The sequence below is a fragment of the Acidimicrobiia bacterium genome (assembly GCA_040881685.1).
Classification (GTDB): domain Bacteria; phylum Actinomycetota; class Acidimicrobiia; order IMCC26256; family PALSA-555; genus SHVJ01.
Window position 1 is genome coordinate 17,225 of sequence record JBBECS010000040.1, and the last position, 21,213, is coordinate 38,437.

Sequence of the window (21,213 nt, forward strand, 5' to 3'; positions counted from 1 at the left end):
CCACCGCCACGGTGGTTTTGCGACGCCAAACCGGCTCTAGGCGCCGTGCACGAGGCTGACGTGGACGGAGTCTCGGCCGGGGGCCGTGCGGGCGAGGAGCGCCATGCCCTCGTCGAGGGTGTCGAGCGTGACCACGTCGCCGACGAGCGCGCTGCGGTCGAAGCGGTTGCCGACGAGGAGATCGACGGCGACGCGCATCGACGCCGGCGTGTAGCCCGCGCCGCCGGTCAGCGTGAGCTGACGGAACACGATGAGGTCGGTGATCAGCCCCTCGACGGGTTGGAAGTGTTTGAGCCCCGCGAGCAGGATCGTGCCGCGGTTGCGCACCAGCTGCACCGCGAGCGGAACCGTCGCGGTCACGACCGCGGCGATGTCCATCACGACGTCGGCCATGCGGCCGCCCGTGAGCTCGCCCACCCGCGCCACCGGATCCTCCGTCTCCACGTCGATGGTGGCGTCCGCGCCGAGCGCCCGCGCCGCGGCGAAGCGGGTTGCGTCGGCGCTCGTCCCGGTGACGATCACTTGTGCAGCACCGGCGGCCTTGGCGGCCACGAGGCAGGCGAGGCCCTGGTGACCAGGACCTTGCACGACGACCGTGTCGCCGAGCTGCACGCCGGCCCGCGTCACCCAGTGCACGCCGTTGGCGAGGGGCTCGAACATCGTCAGCTCCTCGGCCGCGATGCTGTCGGGCAGTCGGTGGAGGTTCGTGCGCGGCAGCAGCGCCATCCGTTCGCCGTAGCCGCCCCAGAGACCCGGACCGTCGTCGACGCCGAGCGTGTAGCCGTACACCTGCATCGCGGTGCATTCCGGGTCGCCCGACCGACACGCCGCGCACTCGCCGCACCGCAGGATCTCGTCGACGCACACCCGATCACCCTCGGCGAGGCGCCACGCCGAGGCCGCCTCCTTCGTGATCGCCTCGATGCGGCCGACGGTCTCGTGGCCGGGGACCACCGGGAACTTCTCGCCGGGAACACCCACACCTCCGTGCAGTTGCGCGAGGTCGCTCCCGCACAGGCCGACGGCCTCCACGCGGAGCACGGCACCGCCCGGCGGTGGCTCGGGTGCCGCGAGCTCGCGCACCTCCCAGTTGCCGTCGCCCGTGAACACGCCCGCGCGCACTGCGCTCACGCGACGCTGCTTCCCGCTCGGCGCACCGGCATCCAGTGGTACGGCGACTCCTCGTCACCCGCGGCGGCTGACTCCTTGATGTCGTCGGGCATCGCGCCCATAGCGTCGCTCTCCTCTCGCAGGCGCGCGTACGTGCGGTCGATCGTCCCCGCGACCGCGTAGTGGTACACCATCGCCGCGCGCGCACCGTTGGACCCGTTGTCCGTGGACCGGTGCATGAGATGGCTGTCGAACACGAGCAGGTCACCGGCGTTCATGAGCACCTGCTCGGCCGCCGCGAAGTCCATGTCGACGATCTCGGTGTACCCCAGGTTGGCGTCGGAACGCTGATCAGGCACGTGCTCGTGGAGCGGTTCGGCGTGTGAGCCGGGGAGCACCGACAGTGGCCCATTGGTCGGCGTGGCGTCGGTGACAGCGAGCCACACGCCCACCTGGTGGTCGGGCTCGAAGGGGAAGTACAGCGAGTCCTGATGCCACGGCTGGCCGATCGCGCCCGGGTTCTTGAAGATGAACTGCGAGAGGAAGCAGTCGACATCGGCGCCGAGCAGCTCGCACATCACATCCAGCAGCTGTTCGTCGCGAGCGAACGCGCCGAACACCGGATCCCAATCGTGCAGCACGAAGATCTTCGACACGCGATCCTCGGGATTCACCGCTTCGGGCCACGGGTTGCGCTCGGGGTCCACGAGCGAGTGCCCGATCGGCTCCCCTATCGCGTCACGACGGCAAAGCTCAGCTGCGCGAGCGAGCATCGCGTCGCATGTCGCCGGGTCCGCGAACCGCTCGAGGATGAAGTAGCCGTTCGCATCCCATGAGGCTCGCTGTTCGGGACTGAGCGTCAAATGCCTTCCCTCTCGGTCGACTGCCTTCCCTCTCGTCGGTCGCGGGACGGTACCAAGCCCCCGGTCCCTGGTCTCACTCGCGGCGAGCACCGGTACGCTCCCGGCTGATGAGAGGGGTGCGCCACACCGAACGCGGCATCGAGGTGCTCGACGTCGCGGAACCCGACGGCGACGGTCCGATCGTCCACGTACGCGCGGCGAGCATTTGCGGCAGCGACCTCCACATGATGGCGATGGGTCCGCTCCAGTTCACACTCGGTCACGAGTTCGCGGGCGTCCTCGACGACGGCACCGCGGTGGCTGTCGACCCCACGAGCGGATGCGGAGCGTGCGACCAGTGCGAGCGGGGGGCCACCCACCTGTGCCGGACCGGCGTGGAGCGCGTGCTCGGCCTCGGTGCCGACGGTGGGCTGGCCGACGCCGTCTCCGCCAAAGGCCGCTCGCTCGTCCGCCTGCCCGACGGTCTCGGACCGGAGGACGCTTGTCTGGTCGAGCCGCTCGGCGTCGCGATGCACGGTGCCCGCCACGCCGGGATCCAGGGCGGCGAGCGCGTCGCCGTGGTTGGGGCTGGCGCGATCGGCCTCGCCGCGGTGGCGGCAGCGCGTCCCGTAGCCGGCGAGATCGGACTCGTCGCGCGCCACGACGCGCAGGTCACGGCCGGCGAGCGGCTCGGCGCTCGGGCGGCCAGCGGCGAGTACGACGTCGTGTTCGAAGCCGCAGGAAGCGAGAGCGCCTTGGCGACCGCGGCCGAGCTCTGCCGACCCAACGGCACGATCGTGTTCCTCAGCACGCACTGGGAACCCGTCGCGATCCCTGGCTTTCCCGCCCTGATGAAGGAGCTCGGGTTCCAGTGGTCGTACCTCTACAGCGCACACGAGCACGGTCATGACCTCGACGACGCCGCCGCGTTGCTCGCCTCCAACCCCGACATCGCGTCGACGCTCGTGACCCACCGGTTCCCGCTCGACGATGCGGCACAGGCGTTCCGGGTTGCGGCAGATCGCGCCAGCGGCGCCATCAAAGTCGTCCTGGAGCCATAGGCGGAGCGAACGGAGCGGATGGAGCGCAGCGGAAGTAGCGGAGAGGGAGCGGAGCAAAGGTTGGGGATCGACCTCGAGCTGGGCGGGAAGCGGGCGCTGGTCACTGGAGCGGGCGTCGGGATCGGGCGTGCCACCGCAGTGTGGCTCGCGCGCGCCGGCTGCGACGTCGTGCTCGCCGACAAGGATGCAGAAGCACTCACGAGCGCGTGCGATGAGGTCGCAGCCACCAGGCGCGCCGCACACGCCGTCGTCGTTGACCTGCGCGATGCGCCGAACGCGGCACAGCTGGTCACCACCGTCGTCGATGTGCTCGGAGGTCTCGACGTCGCGGTCAATAACGTCGGCAGCCTGGTCGGACGCGAGCCGGTCCCGTTCGTGGATCAGGACGATGACTACCTCCGCGATGTCGTGGAGCAGAACCTGTTCGTGACGGCGTGGTGCTGCCGGGCCGAGGCGCGGGCGATGGCTTCCGCGGGGACGGCTGGTGTCATCCTCAACGTCACTTCCGGCGAGACGACGCGTCCCGCGCTCGACCTCGCCGCATACGGCGCGGCGAAGGCCGCCATCAACCACCTCACCCAGACGCTCGCAGCCGAGCTCGGTCCGCAAGGGATCCGGGTGAACGCCGTCGCGCCCGGCACAACGCTGACGCCGAACGTTCGCGACGCGCTCTCTGACGACTACGTTGCGCGGCTCGTCGAGTCGATCCCGCTCAGGACCATGAACGAGCCCGATGATCTCGCCCGACTGGTCGTTGCGCTCGCGTCCGATCTCGGGCGCGGGGTGACCGGGCAGCTCGTGCTCGCCGACAACGGCGCCCATCTCTCGCGGAGCCGGCCGACACGATGAGCGACCAGCCGTTCGAAGGCAAGGTTGCCGTGGTCACCGGTGCGAGCTCCGGCATCGGGGCGGCCACCGCCCGCCGTCTCGCGGAGGCGGGCGCGCACGTCATCGTCGCCGACGTGGCCGAAGCCCCCGGCCAGGCAGTCGCGACTGAGATCGGCGGAACGTTCGCGCACCTCGACGTGGGCGACGCCGACGCCTGGAGCCGCGTGGCCGCAGACGCGGAGCAGGCCCACGGCGGCGTCGACCTGGCGCATCTCAACGCGGGGATCGCCCTCGGCGCGTATCCCGTCGTCGTCGAGAACCTCACCGACGACGAGTACCGCAGGATCATGGGCGTGAACGTCGACGGCGTATTCCTCGGTGTGCGCGCGCTCGTCCCCACGATCACGTCGCGAGGCGGTGGTGCGATCGTCGTGACGGCGTCGCTCGCGGGCGTCGGGCCACACCCCGACGACCCGATCTACTCGGCAACGAAGCATTTCGTGGTGGGACTCGTCCGAAGCCTCGGCCGCCCGTTGCGCGACCACGGCATCACGATCAACGCGGTGTGCCCTGGGGCCGTCGACACGCCGTTGCTCGACACAACAGGGCGACGCGATGCGATCGAGGCCCGTGGGCGACCGCTGATGGCCGGCGACGACATCGCGGACGCGGTGATGGCGCTGCTTGCCGGTACCGACACGGGCCAGATCTACACCGTGATGACCGGTCGCGGCGCCGAGCGCTACGAGTTCCCTGGCATCCCGGGAATGCCGGGCACGTGAGCCTGCCACCCGACGCACACACCACGTACATCACGCACGACCCCGTCGAGGATCCACCGCGGGCGCGCAAGCATGCGCTCGTGCGGTCGGTGAAACGCCTCATCGAGCTGTCGGCTCACCTCGACGTCGGTGAGGCGGATGCGGCCGCTGTCGAGGCGATCGCATCCCACGTCGATCAAGTGTGCGACGAGCTCGAACGCCTTCCCAGCCTGCATGTGAAAGGCGGACTCGGCGCGATGCGCGGCGATGACGGCGCGCTCCTCGAGCGCAGCGGGATCAGCGGTCGCAGCAACCCGCTTGCCGCGCCGGTGCAGTGGGAGCTGCGCGGGGATCATTACGTCGGCTGGGCGACATACTCCCCCGCGTACGAAGGACCCGAAGGGCACGTGCACGGCGGGTTCGTGGCGGCCGCCTTCGACGATCTCATGGGTTCGGCCCAGACGCTCTCGGGGATCGCGGGATACACCGGCACACTCACCGTGAGGATGATGCGGCCGACGCCACTGCTGCGCCGCATCGACTACGAGGCCGGCGTCGACCATGTGGACGGTCGCAAGATCTACGTCTGGGCCCACTCGTCGTGCGACGGTGAGCGCTTGGCGGAGGCCGAGATCGTCTTCATCGCGCCACGCGACGGCTCGAGGCCCCGCTAGCGAGGCGGGCGCCAGTACGGGATACCGAGATCGTCGGCAGCCTTCACGAAGTGCACCTCGATCGGCATCCCGATGTGCACAGCATCGGGATCGCAGTCGGTGACCGCACCCAGCATCATCGGGCCCTCGTCGAGCTCGACCATCACGATCACATACGGCAGCTCGTCGCGAAACGGTCGAGCTCCGTACTGACGCACGACCGTGAACGTGTGCACGGTGCCCCGGCCACTGCACTCCAGCCACTCGGGGTCAGCCCCACACGCCGTGCACAACGCACGCGGGTAGAACTGCCGATTCCCGCACTTCGGGCACTGCTGCACGAGGAGCCGACCTTCGGACGCGGCCTGCCAGTACTCGGCGCTCACGCCGTCGGGTTGGGGCAGCGGCTTGACCCACTCCTCGACCGTCCTCACCTCCGCCTTCACGGGCGCGCTCCCTCGCCAGACCGGCTACCCGTCTGGCGTCCTGCGGACCGTTCGCCAGCGCGACTCATGGGTGGTTCCTCCCGAGGATCGCCACACCGATGCACGAGAGCCACCCGCCCGATCCTGCGGCGAGCGCGACTTCGCAATGAGGCACTTGGGCCTCGCCGCCTTGACCGCGCAGCTGCCGCACCGACTCGATGATCAAGAAGATGCCGCGCATGCCGGGGTGGCACGACGAGAGTCCGCCGCCGTCGGTGTTGAGCGGCCACTTGCCGCCGAACTTGAGATTCCCCTCGGCGACGAACGGCCCACCCTCGCCCTGCTTCACGAATCCGAGGCTCTCCAACAAGATGAGGCAGGTGATGGTGAACGAGTCGTAGAACATCAGCATGTCGACGTCGTCATGCGTGATGCCCGCCTGCCCGAACGCGATCGGCGCGGCTTTGGCGCCGGCGCAGGTGGTGAAGTCGACCTGCTGCGACACGTTCCAATGCGTTTGCGCGCCGGCAGCACCGAGCACGTACACCGGCGGTTGGGGAAGGTCCTTCGCGCGCTCGGCCGTCGTGATCATGAACGCACCACCACCGTCGGTGATCGCGCAGCAGTCGAGCTTGTGGAGCGGGTCGGCGATCATGCGCGAGTTGATGACATCATCGACGGTCATCGGATCGCGATACATCGCCTTCGGGTTGAGCATCGCGTACTCGCGCACACCCACCGCGATCTCGGCGAGCTGCTCGGACGTCGTTCCGAACTCGTGCATGTGGCGCATCGCGTGCATCGCGTAGCTGCCGACGAGGGAGTTCCCGTACGCGGCCTCGTGTTGCATCGGGCCTGACACCCGCTGGCCGGCCCGCTGGAAGCCGCCGGTCCCGAGCCGTCGACCCATGCGCGACAGCTGATCGGAGCCGTAGGTGACGAGTGCGGTATCGCACAGGCCGTCGCGTATTGCTGCCGCCAAGTGCTGCACGTGGAACTCAAACGACGAGCCACCGGTCATCGTGCCGTCGATGTATTTGTGGTCGATGCGCAGGTACTCGGCCATCGTGACCGCGTCGTCGACCATCATCCCGCCACCGCCGCCCGCGTTGACGTAGCCGTCGATCTCGGACTTCTCGATGCCGGCGTCGGCGATCGCCCGTTGCGCCGCGAGTGTGTGGTGCTGAACGCCATCGAGGTCGGGCGCCACCGGGTACTCGGAGAGGCCGACGCCGATGATCACGGGTGTGCGGTCCATAGGGCCGCTCAGGTTGGCACGCCGGCCGTCTCGATCACCATTCGACGGACCGAGAGATCGAGCAGTCGGCCGACTTCGGCAAGGGTCAGTCGGCCGTGCGCGACGGCGACGAACGCCGAGAACATGATCAGCTGCAGCGCCTGCACCGTCGCGGCGCGGTCCGAGATGCGCGCGTCGGCCAGGGCGATCGTCATCCATTCATCGAACGCCTCGTCGGCGAGTGGGCGCACAGAAGCGACCGCAGGGTCGGAAGACGCCAGCGCGATTGCGGTCGCCTGCACCACGCCACCCGTGCCGGCTGCGCCTTCGACGGCGCGACGGAACACGCTCGCCACCCGGTCCGCTGCGGTCGCACCCCGCGGCGGACGCGCTCGGAGCCGCTCGGACAGCGTGTGTACGCCCACGAGGTAGACCTCGGCGTACACGTGCTCCTTCGATGCGAAGTACGTGTACGCAGTGGCCGTGGACACGCCCGCCTTCCTGGCGATGTCCCGCATCGTGAGGACCTCGATGGACCGAGACCGGGCGAGGGCCGCGCCGGCGTCGATGATCCGCTGGCGAGTAGCCGCGGCGTCGGAGCGGAGCGGGCGCCGTGCCAGCACGCGCGCAGCCACCTTCACTCCCGCGATCACGGCTTCCGGCCCCGCACCTGGATCGAGAGCGGACCCAGCATCACGAATCCCGGTGTCCGCGCCTGAGCGAGCGCGGCGTCGAGCTCCGCCGGATCGAACGCGCCGACATCGATGAGGCGATCGCGGATGTACTCGACCGCGAGGAACCACCACTCCGAGCTGTCTTCGCCGGCCCGCATCGTGTCGGCGTGCCCGACCGCGGTGAGGTCGCTGAGGCCGCGGTCCTGGAACTGCGCGAGGAGGCTCGTCCCGAAGTTCGGGTCGCGGTACTCCTGGCTGGCCGAGGCGACGCACACCAACCGGTGAAGCGCGCCGAGCGGCTCTGGCAGTGGCTGCGCCTCGAAGGCACGCATGTCGGACTCCTCGGCGACGAGCCATCCACCCGGTCGCAGTGCGCGCACCAACCGGTCGAGCACGGCCTCCCGCGCGGCAACGTGCTGGAGCACGGCGCGCACGTGCACGAGGTCGAAAGAGTCGTCAGGCAATTGGTCGCTCGTGATGTCGTGCTGGCGGACCTCGACGTTGTCAGGAGGCTCGGCGTGAAAGCGCAGGTCGATGTCGGTCGACAGCACTGAGCCCGTCGGTCCGGTTGCGTCCGCCATCCACGCCGAGATGGTCCCGGCTCCGGCACCCACCTCGAGGCAACGCCAACCGGCGGAGATCCCGGTCGCGCGCAACGCCTCGATGGTGAACGGGTCCCGCCAACGCGCGAGCACGCGCAGCCGGGTGTGCTCACGGGCCGTCGTCTCGTCGTCTTCGGCGATCGTGTAGCTGGCGTCGGGGTCGGCCGTCACCGTGGAGCCGCCTCGTCGCTGCGGCCGGCTGCCAGCGGATCTCCGTCCACGTAGAACTGGCGCGCCCACCTGCGGAAGCGGACGATCGGGCCGTCGTCGGGCGCGAGTGCCGGCGGGTCGACCCACACCTTGTGATCGAAAATCACGACGTCTTCCTCCATCTGGCGGCGCAAGTCGCGCACGAGGGCATCTCCGACGCGCTCGGTACGAGCGCGCGCCTCGTCGGAGTCGCCAAGGACCTGGAGCTTGTAGAGCTTGATCGAGCGCGTGCGCTCCCAGTCGACAGGGGTCGTCAGGTTGACGAACAGCGCCGGCGTGATCCCGGAGAAGCGCGCGACTGCGAAGCCCGGTCCCCAGGAGTCGGTATCGATCCGCCCCGCTTGCGGGCCGCGCGGCGTCGTGAAGTTCACTTTCGACCGCAGCCGGGACACGTGGCCGTCGTACTCGAGACTCTCGACCTCGGGCACGTCAGCCGCGCCGTGCACGGTCCGCAGGTGGATGTAGTCGGGACCGTTCTCGGCCATCTCCTGCCACGGGCAGCGCACGTCCCACTCGGCTCGCAGGTACGGGGTCCAGCCGGGATCGTTCGCCTCGGCGAGCTCGGGGATGTCCCACATCGGGGCCTCACCGCGTGGGTGATACCAGAGCATGATCAACCCGTTGCGGTCGATCGTGGGGTACGAACGGATGCGCGCCTTGCGATTTGGTTGGTCGGCGTACGGGATGCGCACGTTTTGCCCATCGCCGTCGTATTCCCACCAATGGAACGGGCACACGAGGTGACACCCTTCGACGCGGCCGCCGTATCCGAGGTGCGCGCCCATGTGCGCGCAGTACGCGTCCATCACGTGCGCAGCGCCATCCTCGTCCCGCCAGATCACGAGGTCGCGGGCAAGCCATCGCACCGTGCGCACTTGTCCGACCGCGAGCTCCTCCGAGTAGGCCGCGAAGTACCAGGCGAACGGAAACGCCCGGTAGTACGGGAACCGCTCGAGCGACGTCATGGGACTCGGCTCGGTCGGTCCGCCCTGCGAGAGCGCCTGGAGCGGGGTCTGGCCTTCGAACGATCGGATGCGAGCGGAGAGCGCGGTGGTGAAGGCCTCGGACATGTCCTGGCAACGTAGAGGAACTCTGGACAGGTGTCCAGGATCGGGCAGAGCCGCCCGCCCGCGTTACTTTGAGCCCGTGGCCGACGACCTCAAACTGGGCCTCCAGCTCGGGTACTGGACCGCACAGCCGCGCCCGGCTCGCGAGCTCGCCGCGCTCGCCACAGAGGCCGAGGACGCCGGCTTCGACTCGGTCTGGACCGGCGAGTCATGGAGCTCCGACGCCTTCTCCCCGCTCGCCGCCGTCGCGGCCGCCACGTCGCGCGTGAAGCTCTGCACCGGGATCGCACAGATCTCGGCCCGCACTCCCACCGCCATGGCGATGCACGCGATGACCCTCGACGGATTGTCGGAAGGCCGCGCGTGCCTGGGCATCGGGGTGAGCGGCCCCCAGGTCGTGGAAGGTTGGTACGGGCGGCCGTTCTCGAAGCCGCTCGCCCGCACGCGAGAGTACGTCGGCATCGTCCGTCAGGCATTGGCACGGGACGTGCCTGTGGAGTCGGGCGGACCGCACTATCCCCTCCCGTACCGCGGCGACGATGCGATGGGTCTCGGGAAGCGGTTGAAGATGATCACGCACCCGTTGCGCAGCGACATCCCGATCTTCCTCGGCGCCGAGGGGCCCAAGAACGTGGCGCTCGCGGTCGAGATCGCTGATGGCTGGGTGCCGCTGTACTTCTCGCCGTACCGACCCGAGGTCTACGAGGCGCAGCTGGTCGACGCGCACCCGGGGTTCGAGATCTCGGTGAACGTGTCGGTCAGCGTCGACGACGACGTGAGCAACGCGCTGTGGCCGATCAAGGCCGCACTCGGCTTCTACATCGGCGGTATGGGCGCGAAGACGAAGAACTTCCACACCGAGCTGATGGCGCGCATGGGGTACGAGGAGGAGGCATTCCACATCCAGGACCTCTTCTTCGAGGGCAAGCGCGACGAGGCGATCATGGCGGTGCCCGACGCGTTCGCCGACGAGATCTCGCTCGTCGGACCCAAAGAGCGCATCGCCGAACGCCTCGAGCCGTGGCGCAAGACTCCGGTCACCAGGCTGCTCGTCGGAGGAACCGACCCCGACACCATGCGCTTCCTCGCCGACCTCACCCGCTAGCCCCTGCGTGCCATGGCTTGGCCAGTTCTGACGGGTCGTCAGGTCCCGGCGTAGATTCGCGGCCGGATGAAGGACCCGCAGTACAACCTCGCTGATCTCTTCGAGCACGCCGTCGACCACTTCGGTGATCGCGACTACCTCGTGTGCGAGGGCGAGCGCCGCACCTTCGCCGAGATGGAAGAACGCGCGAACCGGCTCGCGCACCACCTCTCGGCGCGCGGCGTTGGCGCCGGCGACCACGTCGGGATCTACGCCTACAACTCGGTCGAGTGGGTCGAGACGTTGTGGGCGGTGTTCAAGCTGCGGGCAGTGTGGGTGAACATCAACTACCGCTACGTCGAGGAGGAGCTCGCGTACCTCTTCGACAACGCCGATCTGAAGGCCCTCGTGTACCAACGCGAGTTCGCACCCCGGGTGCGCGGCGTGCTCGACCGCCTTCCGATGCTCACGCACTCGGTTGTGCTCGAGGACGGATCCGGCGCCGATCTCAGCGGCCTCGACTCGACCGAGTACGAGACCGCATTGGCGGAAGGATCCCCGGAACGCGACTTCGGACCCCGATCCGGCGACGACCGGTACATCCTCTATACGGGGGGAACCACCGGCATGCCCAAGGGCGTGGTCTGGCGCCACGAAGACGTCTTCTTCGCACTCGGCGGGGGCATCGACCCGGTCGCGAACACGCGCCTCACGCACCCAGGCGCGCTGGTCGAGCAAGCATTGGCCGGCGCCCCTTCGACGATGCTCCCGATCGCCCCGCTCATGCACGGTGCCACGCAGTGGGGCGTCATGGGCGGCGCCTTCCGCGGGAACAAGACGGTGCTGGTCGCGAAGTTCGCGCCACGAAGGGTGTGGGAGCTGATCGCCGAAGAGAAGGTGAACGCAGTGATGATCACGGGCGACGCAATGGCGCGCCCGCTCCTCGAAGCGCTCGACGAACCCGGGTTGGCTGATGTCGACCTGTCGTCGTGGTTCTCGTTGGGCAGCACCGCGGCACTCTTCTCCCCCTCCGTGAAGGACCAGTTCATCGATCGGTTCCCGAACCTCGTCATCGCCGAAGCCGTCGGCGCGTCAGAGAGCGGCTCGAACGGGTACGCGATGGTTCAGAAGGGCAAGACCGCGATGAAGGGCGGGCCGACCGTGACGCCCATCATGGACACCGTGGTGCTCGACAAAGACCTACGGGTCGTGCCGGCGGGCTCGGATGTCATCGGCAAGCTCGCGCGGAAGGGCAACATCCCGCTCGAGTACTACAAGGACCCGGTCAAGTCGGCCGAGACTTTCGTCACAGCGCAAGACGGCACGCGCTACTCGATCCCCGGCGATTACGCGACCGTCGAGGTCGACGGCACGATCACGATCCTCGGACGAGGTTCGGTCTCGATCAACTCCGGGGGCGAGAAGATCTACCCGGAAGAGGTGGAGGGCGCGGTGAAGTCCCACCCCGATGTCTACGACTGCACGGTCGTCGGCGTGCCCGACGAGCGGTGGGGCCAGCGTGTGGTCGCGGTCGTGCAGCTTCGCGACGGCGCGGCGCCGACCTTGGAGTCGATCCAGGAGCATTGTCGAACCCTGATCGCCGGGTACAAGGTGCCTCGAGCCCTGCACATCGTCGACACCATCCAACGATCCCCGAGCGGCAAGCCCGACTACCGCTGGGCTGCAAGTATCGCGGCGAACGAGCATCAGCGAGTGAGCTCGCCAGCGAGCGAACGACCGCGGGTCGGGCACCCAGCGGCTTTGCCGCTTGGTACCCAGGAGACGGAGCCTGCGGAGTCGACCAGCGGGTTGGTGCCCGACCCGCAGAGAGCGAGCGAATACAGATGAGAACGCGCGCCACCGAGATGTTCGGCATCGACCTGCCGATCTTCGCGTTCAGCCACTGTCGTGACGTGGTCGCCGCGGTCAGCAAGGCCGGCGGCATGGGCGTGCTCGGTGCGCTCGCGTTCACACCAGAAGAGCTCGAGATGGAGCTCAACTGGATCGACGAGCACGTTGACGGCAAGCCCTACGGCGTCGACGTGGTGATGCCCGCGAGCTACGCGGGTCAAGGTGGGGATCTCGACCCCGACCGGATGGCCGAGCAGCTTGCCGACATGATCCCGCAGGAGCACAAGGACTTCATCGAGAAGGTGCTCAACGACCACAACGTGCCGCCACTCCCGGCCGACGAGGACATCGGCAGCGGGCTCCTCGGCTGGACGCACGAAGGCGCACGCCCCCAGGTCGACATCTCGCTCGCGCACCCGATCGCGCTGCTGGTCAACGCGCTCGGCCCCCCGCCGAAGGACATCGTCGACGAAGCACACGAGCACGGCGTGAAGGTGGCCGCCCTCATCGGCTCGGTGCAGCAAGCCGAGCGTCAGGTGAACCAGGGCGTCGACATGATCATGGCGCAGGGCTACGAAGCCGGCGGCCACACCGGCGACGTCGGCGTGATGGTGCTCGTGCCCGAAGTCGTCGACGCGGTCGGCGACCGCGTGCCGGTGCTCGCAGCCGGCGGCGTGGGCAGCGGTCGACAGATGGCCGCGTCGATCGCACTCGGTGCAGAAGGCGTGTGGACCGGTTCGATCTGGCTGACGACGGCGGAGAGCGGCACCGCTCCCCTTGTCATGGACAAGCTGCTGGCGGCGAACTCGCGCGACACCGTTCGCTCACGAGTGATCAGCGGCAAGCCGGCCCGTCAGCTCCGCACCGCGTGGACCGACGCGTGGGAGGGGCCCGACTCACCGGGCTACCTCCCGATGCCCCTCCAGTACATGGCGACATCGGAAGCGCAGCGCCGGATCGCTCGAGCACAGAACCGCGAGCTCCAGGGCATGCCGGTTGGACAGATCGTGGGCCGGATGAATGCGGTGCGCCCGGTGCGCGACGTCGTGTTCGACCTGATCGAGGAGTTCGTCGAGGTGACGGAGCGGCTCGACAAGCTGCGCGACGAGGAGTAGCTCGACCTGCCTGCCGTCTTCGTGCACGGTGTTCCCGACACGAGCGGGCTGTGGGATCTCGTGCTCGCGCAGCTCGCGCGTGACGACGTCGTCGCGCTCCAGCTGCCGGGTTTCGGCGCGCCGGTGCCGGACGGCTTCTCGTGCACGAAAGAGGCTTACGCGGACTGGGTCGCCGACCAAGCGAACGCGCTCGGTGAGCCGGTCGATCTGGTTGGCCACGACTGGGGATCGATGCTCGTGCAACGAATCGCCACGATCCACCCCAAGCTCGTGCGCACGTACACGCTGTGCGATGGCGCGGTCAGCGGGCCGTTGCAGTGGCACGACCTTGCGCAGCAGTGGCAGACACCCGAGGTCGGTGAGCAGGTGATGGAGATGATGACGCCCGAGGTGGTCGAACCTGTGATGCGTGACGCCGGGCATCCGGATCCTGTCGGTTGTGCCCGAAGCGTCGACGATCGGATGAAGCAGGCGATCCTGAAGCTCTACCGCTCGGCGATCGATGTCGGTACCGAATGGGACCCCGGCGAGCGGCCGCGCGCGACCCGCGCTGATCTTGTGGGGTCGCGATGACTCGTTTGCGAAGCCGACGCGAGGTGAGACCGCCGCTGCCGCGGCGAACGCGCGGTTCGAGGTCCTCGACGGCGGGCACTGGGCGATCTTCGAGCACCCGGACCAGACCGCCCAAGCCATCGAAGCGCACTGGGCCGCCGCCGGCTGACACGGATTCTCCTCCGCTGAGGATTACCGTCGATTGGCACCATGGCACTCCAACCGCAGCAGCGAGCGATGGCGATCCTCGCCGGGGTCTTCGGCGGCGGTCTGCTGATTGCGTTCCTCGCCGTGAGCCTCATCAGCGGCGACGACAAGAAGGGCAAGAACATCTCCGTCGGACCCAACCAGCCGAGCACCTCGACGTCGAGCTCGACCTTGGTCACGTTGCCGCCAAACCTCCCGTCCACGCTCGGAACGGCGCCGCAGCCGCCGCCGGTGACCCCGCCCACCGGCGTCACCCCAGGGACCGTGGTCGTCGTGCCCACCACGCCCCCACCGACGACCGGGACGACTGCGCCGACCACTCCCACCACGAGCCCGCCGACCGTCGCCGAAGAGCTCGAAGCGCTGCTCGAGGAGACCCTGCTCGGCGGTGAAGAGCCGCCACCGCCCGATACGCCGCCGCGCGTGCGCGTCACCTACAACGCGGACGACTTCGTGCGCGTGTCGTGGGATCTCGACGAGACGCTCTCCGAAGAAGAGCAGCGCTACGCGGCACGTGAGGAGGCGAGCGCAATCCTGCGCATCGTCCAGGGATACGACCGGATCGGCGACGAGCCCATCATCTTGCGCGCGTTTCTCCCCGATCCCGACGACCCGGACGCAACGATCCGCGTCGTGCGTCTCGTGTTCCAGCGCGACACGCTCGATGCCATCGACTTCGACACGGTCGACCCGTTGACGATCTTCGAGCTCGCGGATGACGCCGAGATCCAGCCGTCGCTCGAGCCGGCCCCACCGCCGACGACGTCGACGTCCTCGACCACCACCACGACCTAACTCGAGGCTGCCCGCTCGAACGCAGGCTAAAGGCGTTGGAGGATGCTCGCGGTGCCGATCGAGCCGCCGCAGCACATCGTGACGAACGCGAGCTCCTTGTCGGAGCGCTCGAGCTCGTGCAAGGCGGTGGTGATCAGCCGGGCACCCGTCGAGCCCACGGGGTGACCGAGCGCGATCGCGCCGCCGTTGATGTTCACCCGGTCGAGATCGGGCTTGTGCACCTGCGCCCACGACAGCACTACCGCGGCGAACGCCTCGTTGATCTCGAACACGTCGAAGTCGCTCATCGCCATGCCGGACCGGTCGAGCATCTTGTAGGTGGCGTCGACCGGGCCATCGAGCAGGTAGTACGGATCGGAACCGGTCACGAGCTGGTGCAGCAGCTTGGCGCGCGGCTTGAGCCCCAACGCCTTCGCCTTGTCCTCGTCCATCCAGAGGACGGCGGCGGCCCCGTCGGAGATCTGCGACGACGAGCCAGCCGTGTGCTTGTAGCCCTCGACGACCGGCTTGAGCTTGGCGAGACCCTCCATCGTCGTCTCGCGTAGACCCTGGTCGCGCGAAATGAGCTGCGTCTCACCCGTCGGCTCGCCGTCGTCACCGAGCACCGGCGTCTCGATCGGCGCAACCTCGCGCTCGAAACGAGCCTCGTCCCACGCCTGCTTCGCCTTGCGCTGGGAGTGAAAGCCCCACTCGTCGAGGTCCTCGCGCGTGATCCCGCGGTTGTCGGCGATGCGGTCCGCCGCGCCGAATTGGCCATTGGGCGGGTCGTCCCACGGCCACGGCTCGGTACGACCGTTCCCGGGACCGTTGTAGACGTTCGCGCCGAGCGGCACGTGGCTCATCTGCTCGACGCCGCACGCGATCGTGATGTCGGCGCCACCCGCGGCGATCAAACCTGCCGCGAGATGGTTCGCCTGCTGTGCCGACCCGCATTGCGTGTCGACCGTGGTGCACGCGGTCGAGTATGGGAGCCGGTCCTGACCGGCGCTGAGCCATGCGTTGCGCGTGACGTTCGAGCCCTGCTCGCCCGCCTGGGTCACACACCCACCGACGACCTCGTCAACGGTTGCCGGATCGATACCGGCGCGCGCGATGACGTGCTCGAGCGCGTGGCGCAGCGTCTCCGTGGCCTTCAGGCCGGACAACCAGCCGTTCTTCTTGCCGATCGGTGTGCGAACAGCCTCGACCATCACCGGCTGGCCCATGCGTACGGTCCTTCCACCTCGTAGAGGAACACCTGTCAGCGTCCTGCGCCACGGTTCATGTGACGGGGCGTCAGTTTAGAATCCGCCGCACCTTGACTCCCATCGACGGATCCACTCCTCCCTCAAGACCCCAGCCGGCCCCGAAAGCCCCGCCGACCCCTCATCCCGTGCTGTACGTGCACCCAGACCGCGACGTGACCCCGGCCGTCGCCGCGGCTCGCCGAGCCACACTCGCCACCCGTCGGATCATCGCGGCGACCGTGAACGGCAGCGCCCCGGCGCCTGATCTGGAGGCTGCGGCCGACAGCCTGGAGCGGCTCGCGGACACGCTGGAGCCGCACGCGCGCACCTCTCGATACGACGGGACGCCGGGAGTCCAACTCGGCGGCGACAACACCGCGATCCTCGAGTCACACCCGATGATCGGCCCATCGAACCCGCTCGCCCCGCCGATGGCCCTCAGCCGCGACCGTGACGGAGCGTGCGCGACCGCGATCTACGGGCACCAATACGAGGGACCCCCGGGCCGCGTGCACGGCGGCTTCATCGCCGCCGCGTTCGACCAGGTGGTCGGCGCAGCCGCGGCCCTCTCGGGCAAGGCGTTCTTCACGGGCACCCTCACCGTCCGCTATTTCGCGCCGACGCCGCTGCACGTGCCCGTGCAGTTCGAGGGGACGCTCGACGGTATCGAGGACCGTCGCATCCACGCGAGCGCTCGCCTCCTGGTCGACGGCAAGGTCACGGCTGAGGCCGAGGGCGTGATGGTGACCGTCCCCGACGCCACGTTTCACGGAATCTGACGCAATGGCTGGACCACTGGCGGGGATCCGGGTGGTGGAGCTCGTCGGGCTCGGTCCCGGACCCTTCTGCGGCATGGTGCTCGCCGACCTCGGTGCCGACGTCTTGCGCGTGGACCGCGCCGAGGTGGCGCGCGCAACCGATCACACGAAGCCCGCGACAAACGCGATGCACCGCTCGAAACGAGCGATCGGGGTCGACCTCAAGACCGACGAGGGAGTCGACACGGTGCTACGGATCACCGACGCGGCCGATGTGCTCTTCGAGGTGTTCCGGCCCGGTGTGGCCGAGCGCCTCGGGATCGGGCCCGATGTCGCGTGCGCTCGCAACCCGCGCCTCGTGTACGGGAGGCTCACGGGGTGGGGTCAGGATGGACCACTCGCGAGCGCGGCGGGCCATGACATCGACTACATCGCGGTCGCCGGTGCACTCGAAACGCTCGGCCGGGCGGGCCAGCCGCCCACGCCACCGATCAACATCCTGGGCGACTTCGCCGGCGGCGGCATGCTCTTGGCGCTCGGAATCGCGGCTGCGCTCTTCGAACGCGAGCACAGCGGCAAGGGGCAGGTGGTCGATGCCGCGATGGTCGACGGCGCGGCGCTGATGCTGACGCCGTTCTACGCCGCGCGCGCCTCGGGCTTCTGGGGTGACCGCGGCACGAACCTGCTCGACACCGGCGCACCGTTCTACGAGGTCTACGAGTCTGCGGACGGGCGCTGGGTGGCGGTGGGCGCGATCGAGCCGCAGTTCTATGCGGCACTGCTCGACGTGCTCGGCCTCGACCCCACCGAGCTTCCCGACTGCGACGACCCGGTGAGCTGGCCTGCACTCAAGGAGCGCTTCGCGTCGATCTTCGCGACCCGCACCCGTGACGAATGGTGCGCGCTCGCCGACGGACGCGACGCATGCATCGCGCCGGTGCTGACGCCGGACGAGGCGCGGGCCCATCCGCACAACCGCGCGCGCGGCACGTTCTTGGAGTTGGGGGGCGTGCCCCAGCCCGCGCCGGCACCGCGGTTCTCACGGACCTCCGCGCCGACTCCCACTCCGCCGGAGCATCCGGGTGCGAACACCTCGGATGCGCTCTCGAGCTGGGGCTTCGATCGCGATGAAGTCGACAAGCTCGTCCGATTGGGAGTAGTCGTTTGAAGCAAGTGTCCGCGGCGCAGGTACCCTGCGCCCACTCAGCGGTCGCCGAAGTGGAGAAGTGCGGCCCGGCGCGCCGCGCCGAGAGCGGGAGATGAGATGCCGGTCCCCGAGCAGCGCGACCTCGAGCAGGCCCGCGGCATCCTCGCCGCCTGGCTGGCAACGAAGATCCCCGGCGCGAGTGACGTCGACGTCGGCCCCATCGGCGGACCAGGCTCGACGGGCTTCTCGAACGAGAGCCTCATCTTCGATGCGTCGTGGAGCACCGACGGCACCCGTCACACGGAAGGGCTCGTCGTTCGGCCCAAGCCGATCCACCACACGGTCTTCCTCGAGCAGGACTTCGAATCGCAGTACCGGGTGCTGTCTGCTCTCGCCGAACACACGAACGTGCCCGTCCCTCCGATCAAGTGGTACGAGCCCGACGCCGGAATCCTCGGCTCGCCCTTCTTCGTCATGGGCAAGATCGACGGCATCGTGCCGGCGGACGCGCCCCCGTACACGATCTCGGGATGGCTGCTCGAGGACACAAAGCCCGAGCATCGACGAACACTGGTGGAGAGCGGGATCGAGGCGCTCGCTGCGGTCCACGCCGTCGACTGGAGGGCGCTCGGCTTGGAGTTCCTCGACAAGCCGCAATACGGCGCGCTCGGCTTCAAGCAGCAGCTCCGTTACTACGAGCGATCGTTCGAGTGGGCGAACCCCGACAAGCCTGCCCCCCCTATTGCGGCAGCGACGCTCGAATGGGTGCAGGCCCACGCGCCGGCCAGTGACCCCGAGATCACACTGTGCTGGGGTGACGCGCGCATCAACAACCAGCTCTTCGGCCCCGACTTCCGCGTCGTCGCGGTGCTCGACTGGGAGATGGTCACGCTCGCGGACCCGATGATGGACCTCGCGTGGTGGCTCTTCCTTGACCGCCACTTCCACGAGGGGATGCCTGCCCCGCGCATGGAGGGCTTCCCGACGCGGGAAGAGATGATTGCTCACTACGAGAAGGTCAGCGGGCGTACGGCACGGGACCTCGAGTTCTACGAGATGTTCGGGGGTCTGCGCTTCGCGGTCGTGATGATGCGCATCGCCAAGCTCCTGGTCGAGTTCGAGATCCTCCCGCCCGACAACGACGTCGCCGAGAACAACGCCGTGACCCGTGTGCTCGCGGAGATGCTCGACCTCCCCCAACCGGGCCCGGGCATGTCCAACTACGCCGGCGCCGACTGACGCCGATACTCTGTCGCCCGCATGGCTGGAACAACCGTGGGTGCCCGGCTGCGCTGCGGCACGTGTGGCACCGAGATCATCGTGGTGAAGGCCACCGACACCGACGTGTCGTGCTGCGACGCGCCCATGGCTCCGCGAGAGGGCTGAGGCGAATCGTGCCGAACCAGCTCGGGAAGCGCTACCAGTGCCCGACGTGCGAAGCCACCGTGCTCGTCACGAAGGCGGGCGACGGGGACCTCTCCTGTCACGGGCAGCCGATGGAGGTCGCACAGGCCAAGCCGCTGCCGTCGTCCGACTGACACCGCGGACACGACAGGATCGGGAGTCGTCGGCGTGAACATCGCGATGCTCCTGGAGATGGCCGCCGACGGCTTCGGCGACCGCGTCGCCTTCGGATCCAGCGCGGATGGGCTGACGTTCACACGCCTGCGCGAGGTGGCAACCGGCGTGGGCGCCCACGTGGAGCGCGCCGGCGCACACACCGTCGCTTTGGTGCACGAGACGTCGCCGCTCGTGCCGGCCGCGCTGTTCGGTGCCGCATGGGCCGGAGCCGCGTACGCGCCTCTGAACTACCGGCTCCCCGACACCGCCCGCGAGGAGCTGCTCGAGCGACTCTCACCAGCTGCCGTCGCCGAGAGCCTCTGGCTCGAGATGCCGATGGACGCGGGGCGGGCGTTCCCGGACGAGCCCGACGGACCCGCCGTGGTGTTGTTCACCAGCGGTACCTCGGCGGAGCCCAAGGCGGCCGTGCTCACCCACGATCAGCTGCTCGCGTATCAGCTCAACACGGTCGAGTTCGCTTCGGCTGACGAGAGCGAAGCGGTGCTCGTTTCGGTGCCCCCGTTTCACATCGCGGGCGTGACGGCGGTGCTCAGCTCCACCTACGCGGGTCGGCGGATCGTGCCCCTGGCGCGGTTCACGGCAGAGGACTGGATCGCCACCGCGCGCAGCGAGGCCGTGACGCACGCGTTCGTGGTCCCCACGATGCTCGCCCGCATCGTCGCGGTCATGGAAGACGACCCCGACGCGGCGCTCCCCGCGCTCCGGCACCTCGCGTACGGAGGGGCGCGGATGCCCGCGCCAGTGCTGGAGCGGGCGTTGCGCCTGCTCCCAGACGTTGGTTTCGTGAACGCCTACGGGCTCACTGAGACCAGCAGCACTGTGAGCGTGCTCGGACCCGACGATCACCGCGCGGCCCTTGCCGACGACGCTCGCGCGCGCGTTCGACTCTCGTCGGTCGGTCGTCCGGTCCCGGGTATCGAGGTTCGCGTCGTCGATGTCGACGGGGGCGAGGTCGGCGCCGATGAAGCGGGCGAGATCCTCGTACGCGGCGCGCAGGTGTCAGGCGACTATGTCGGCGAGGGGTCCCAACGCGACGGCGACGGTTGGCTCCACACCGGGGACCGCGGTCGCGTCGACGCCGAGGGGTACCTCTTCGTGGAGGGTCGCGGGGACGACACGATCATCCGTGGCGGCGAGAACATCGCGCCGGCTGAGATCGAGGACGCGCTCCTGCATCATCCCGCGGTGTCGTCGGCGGCCGTCGTCGGATTGCCCGACGAAGAGTGGGGCGAGCGGGTCGCCGCCATGGTGTCCCTCCGTGCGAATGCCAGCGTGACCGCCGACGAGCTGCGCACATTCGTGCACGACCGCATCGGATCACTCAAGACCCCCGAGTCGATCGCGGTGCGAGAAGAGCTCCCCCACACCGCGACCGGCAAGATCCTGCGCCGCGAGGTGAAGGCCGAGCTCGAAGCGCTCTGAGTCGG

Annotated in this window: 24 protein-coding genes; 16 read left to right on the plus strand and 8 right to left on the minus strand. The window is 68.8% G+C overall.

What is annotated here, in order from left to right; translation table 11 throughout:
* Positions 1-36 precede the first annotated feature (36 nt).
* Together WEE69_10415 and WEE69_10420 are read right to left on the minus strand one after the other, a co-directional pair.
* The gene (locus WEE69_10415; protein MEX1145705.1) at positions 37-1,131 is read right to left on the minus strand and encodes an alcohol dehydrogenase catalytic domain-containing protein; all 1,095 of its coding nucleotides are present in this window, start codon (positions 1,129-1,131) and stop codon (positions 37-39) included.
* A complete protein-coding gene (locus tag WEE69_10420; protein ID MEX1145706.1) occupies positions 1,128-1,973 on the minus strand; it encodes a phytanoyl-CoA dioxygenase family protein in 846 nt (281 codons plus the stop codon). Before WEE69_10420 ends, WEE69_10415 begins: the two co-directional genes overlap by 4 nt.
* A 107-nt stretch (positions 1,974-2,080) precedes the next feature.
* Between WEE69_10420 and WEE69_10425 the strand changes: the two genes are divergently transcribed.
* Genes WEE69_10425 through WEE69_10440 form a run of 4 tightly spaced genes read left to right on the plus strand, consistent with a single transcriptional unit; the run spans position 2,081 to position 5,276 of the window.
* Positions 2,081-3,013, plus strand: a complete 933-nt coding sequence (locus WEE69_10425) for an alcohol dehydrogenase catalytic domain-containing protein (GenBank protein ID MEX1145707.1) — start codon at positions 2,081-2,083, stop codon at positions 3,011-3,013.
* A gap of 60 nt (positions 3,014-3,073) precedes the next feature.
* Positions 3,074-3,862, plus strand: coding sequence for an SDR family oxidoreductase (locus WEE69_10430; protein MEX1145708.1), 789 nt, complete (start codon positions 3,074-3,076; stop codon positions 3,860-3,862).
* Complete coding sequence (locus WEE69_10435; GenBank protein MEX1145709.1) at positions 3,859-4,623, plus strand: SDR family oxidoreductase; 765 nt, start codon at positions 3,859-3,861, stop codon at positions 4,621-4,623. Before WEE69_10430 ends, WEE69_10435 begins: the two co-directional genes overlap by 4 nt.
* Complete coding sequence (locus tag WEE69_10440; GenBank protein MEX1145710.1) at positions 4,620-5,276, plus strand: hotdog fold domain-containing protein; 657 nt, start codon at positions 4,620-4,622, stop codon at positions 5,274-5,276. Before WEE69_10435 ends, WEE69_10440 begins: the two co-directional genes overlap by 4 nt.
* On the opposite strand, the gene WEE69_10445 is transcribed toward WEE69_10440, so the two are convergent.
* The 5 genes from WEE69_10445 to WEE69_10465 form a co-directional block, all read right to left on the minus strand.
* Positions 5,273-5,701 carry a Zn-ribbon domain-containing OB-fold protein gene (locus WEE69_10445; protein MEX1145711.1) on the minus strand — a complete coding sequence of 143 codons (429 nt, stop codon included), beginning with the start codon at positions 5,699-5,701 and terminating at the stop codon, positions 5,273-5,275. The genes WEE69_10440 and WEE69_10445 overlap by 4 nt on opposite strands.
* A 64-nt stretch (positions 5,702-5,765) precedes the next feature.
* Positions 5,766-6,938, minus strand: coding sequence for an acetyl-CoA acetyltransferase (locus WEE69_10450; protein MEX1145712.1), 1,173 nt, complete (start codon positions 6,936-6,938; stop codon positions 5,766-5,768).
* 8 nt (positions 6,939-6,946) lie between these two features.
* A complete protein-coding gene (locus WEE69_10455; protein ID MEX1145713.1) occupies positions 6,947-7,540 on the minus strand; it encodes a helix-turn-helix domain-containing protein in 594 nt (197 codons plus the stop codon).
* A 26-nt stretch (positions 7,541-7,566) separates the two neighbouring features.
* Complete coding sequence (locus WEE69_10460; protein ID MEX1145714.1) at positions 7,567-8,364, minus strand: methyltransferase domain-containing protein; 798 nt, start codon at positions 8,362-8,364, stop codon at positions 7,567-7,569.
* The gene (locus tag WEE69_10465) at positions 8,361-9,473 is read right to left on the minus strand and encodes a Rieske 2Fe-2S domain-containing protein (GenBank protein ID MEX1145715.1); all 1,113 of its coding nucleotides are present in this window, start codon (positions 9,471-9,473) and stop codon (positions 8,361-8,363) included. The genes WEE69_10460 and WEE69_10465 overlap by 4 nt, the downstream gene beginning before the upstream one ends.
* Before the next feature lie 76 nt (positions 9,474-9,549).
* On the opposite strand from WEE69_10465, the gene WEE69_10470 reads away from it, so the two are divergent.
* From WEE69_10470 to WEE69_10495, 6 genes are all read left to right on the plus strand, one after another.
* Positions 9,550-10,575 (plus strand): LLM class F420-dependent oxidoreductase, encoded by a 1,026-nt coding sequence (locus tag WEE69_10470; GenBank protein MEX1145716.1) that lies wholly within the window; start codon positions 9,550-9,552, stop codon positions 10,573-10,575.
* Positions 10,576-10,641: 66 nt separating this feature from the next.
* Entirely contained in the window at positions 10,642-12,402 is a 1,761-nt protein-coding gene (locus tag WEE69_10475) for an acyl-CoA synthetase (GenBank protein ID MEX1145717.1), read from the plus strand.
* The gene (locus tag WEE69_10480; protein ID MEX1145718.1) at positions 12,399-13,520 is read left to right on the plus strand and encodes a nitronate monooxygenase family protein; all 1,122 of its coding nucleotides are present in this window, start codon (positions 12,399-12,401) and stop codon (positions 13,518-13,520) included. Before WEE69_10475 ends, WEE69_10480 begins: the two co-directional genes overlap by 4 nt.
* 21 nt (positions 13,521-13,541) lie before the next feature.
* Positions 13,542-14,093 (plus strand): alpha/beta fold hydrolase, encoded by a 552-nt coding sequence (locus tag WEE69_10485; GenBank protein ID MEX1145719.1) that lies wholly within the window; start codon positions 13,542-13,544, stop codon positions 14,091-14,093.
* A complete protein-coding gene (locus WEE69_10490) occupies positions 14,077-14,241 on the plus strand; it encodes a hypothetical protein (GenBank protein ID MEX1145720.1) in 165 nt (54 codons plus the stop codon). The genes WEE69_10485 and WEE69_10490 overlap by 17 nt, the downstream gene beginning before the upstream one ends.
* A gap of 41 nt (positions 14,242-14,282) precedes the next feature.
* Positions 14,283-15,074 carry a hypothetical protein gene (locus WEE69_10495; protein ID MEX1145721.1) on the plus strand — a complete coding sequence of 264 codons (792 nt, stop codon included), beginning with the start codon at positions 14,283-14,285 and terminating at the stop codon, positions 15,072-15,074.
* Between the two features lie 26 nt (positions 15,075-15,100).
* Here WEE69_10495 and WEE69_10500 read toward each other — a convergent pair whose 3' ends face one another.
* Positions 15,101-16,279 carry a steroid 3-ketoacyl-CoA thiolase gene (locus tag WEE69_10500; protein ID MEX1145722.1) on the minus strand — a complete coding sequence of 393 codons (1,179 nt, stop codon included), beginning with the start codon at positions 16,277-16,279 and terminating at the stop codon, positions 15,101-15,103.
* A gap of 176 nt (positions 16,280-16,455) precedes the next feature.
* Between WEE69_10500 and WEE69_10505 the strand changes: the two genes are divergently transcribed.
* The 6 genes from WEE69_10505 (at position 16,456) to WEE69_10530 (ending at position 21,208) form a co-directional block, all read left to right on the plus strand.
* Positions 16,456-17,079: a PaaI family thioesterase gene (locus WEE69_10505; GenBank protein MEX1145723.1), complete on the plus strand. Its 624-nt coding sequence runs from the start codon at positions 16,456-16,458 to the stop codon at positions 17,077-17,079.
* 4 nt (positions 17,080-17,083) lie between these two features.
* Positions 17,084-18,226: a CaiB/BaiF CoA-transferase family protein gene (locus WEE69_10510; protein MEX1145724.1), complete on the plus strand. Its 1,143-nt coding sequence runs from the start codon at positions 17,084-17,086 to the stop codon at positions 18,224-18,226.
* A 96-nt stretch (positions 18,227-18,322) separates the two neighbouring features.
* Positions 18,323-19,444, plus strand: a complete 1,122-nt coding sequence (locus tag WEE69_10515; GenBank protein MEX1145725.1) for a phosphotransferase family protein — start codon at positions 18,323-18,325, stop codon at positions 19,442-19,444.
* A 21-nt stretch (positions 19,445-19,465) separates the two neighbouring features.
* The gene (locus WEE69_10520) at positions 19,466-19,591 is read left to right on the plus strand and encodes a hypothetical protein (protein MEX1145726.1); all 126 of its coding nucleotides are present in this window, start codon (positions 19,466-19,468) and stop codon (positions 19,589-19,591) included.
* Between the two features lie 8 nt (positions 19,592-19,599).
* Entirely contained in the window at positions 19,600-19,743 is a 144-nt protein-coding gene (locus WEE69_10525; GenBank protein ID MEX1145727.1) for a hypothetical protein, read from the plus strand.
* A 34-nt stretch (positions 19,744-19,777) separates the two neighbouring features.
* Entirely contained in the window at positions 19,778-21,208 is a 1,431-nt protein-coding gene (locus WEE69_10530; protein ID MEX1145728.1) for a fatty acid--CoA ligase family protein, read from the plus strand.
* The last annotated feature ends 5 nt before the right edge of the window (positions 21,209-21,213 follow it).

What these genes read in the sequence shown, in the direction of transcription:
- WEE69_10500 (MEX1145722.1), bottom strand. Translation starts at nt 16,279, where the DNA reads ATGGGCCAGCCGGTGATGGTCGAGGCTGTTCGCACACCGATCGGCAAG.
- WEE69_10520 (MEX1145726.1), top strand. Translation starts at nt 19,466, where the DNA reads ATGGCTGGAACAACCGTGGGTGCCCGGCTGCGCTGCGGCACGTGTGGC.
- WEE69_10450 (MEX1145712.1), bottom strand. Translation starts at nt 6,938, where the DNA reads ATGGACCGCACACCCGTGATCATCGGCGTCGGCCTCTCCGAGTACCCG.
- WEE69_10435 (MEX1145709.1), top strand. Translation starts at nt 3,859, where the DNA reads ATGAGCGACCAGCCGTTCGAAGGCAAGGTTGCCGTGGTCACCGGTGCG.
- WEE69_10495 (MEX1145721.1), top strand. Translation starts at nt 14,283, where the DNA reads ATGGCACTCCAACCGCAGCAGCGAGCGATGGCGATCCTCGCCGGGGTC.
- WEE69_10510 (MEX1145724.1), top strand. Translation starts at nt 17,084, where the DNA reads ATGGCTGGACCACTGGCGGGGATCCGGGTGGTGGAGCTCGTCGGGCTC.
- WEE69_10515 (MEX1145725.1), top strand. Translation starts at nt 18,323, where the DNA reads ATGCCGGTCCCCGAGCAGCGCGACCTCGAGCAGGCCCGCGGCATCCTC.
- WEE69_10465 (MEX1145715.1), bottom strand. Translation starts at nt 9,473, where the DNA reads ATGTCCGAGGCCTTCACCACCGCGCTCTCCGCTCGCATCCGATCGTTC.
- WEE69_10425 (MEX1145707.1), top strand. Translation starts at nt 2,081, where the DNA reads ATGAGAGGGGTGCGCCACACCGAACGCGGCATCGAGGTGCTCGACGTC.
- WEE69_10475 (MEX1145717.1), top strand. Translation starts at nt 10,642, where the DNA reads ATGAAGGACCCGCAGTACAACCTCGCTGATCTCTTCGAGCACGCCGTC.
- WEE69_10480 (MEX1145718.1), top strand. Translation starts at nt 12,399, where the DNA reads ATGAGAACGCGCGCCACCGAGATGTTCGGCATCGACCTGCCGATCTTC.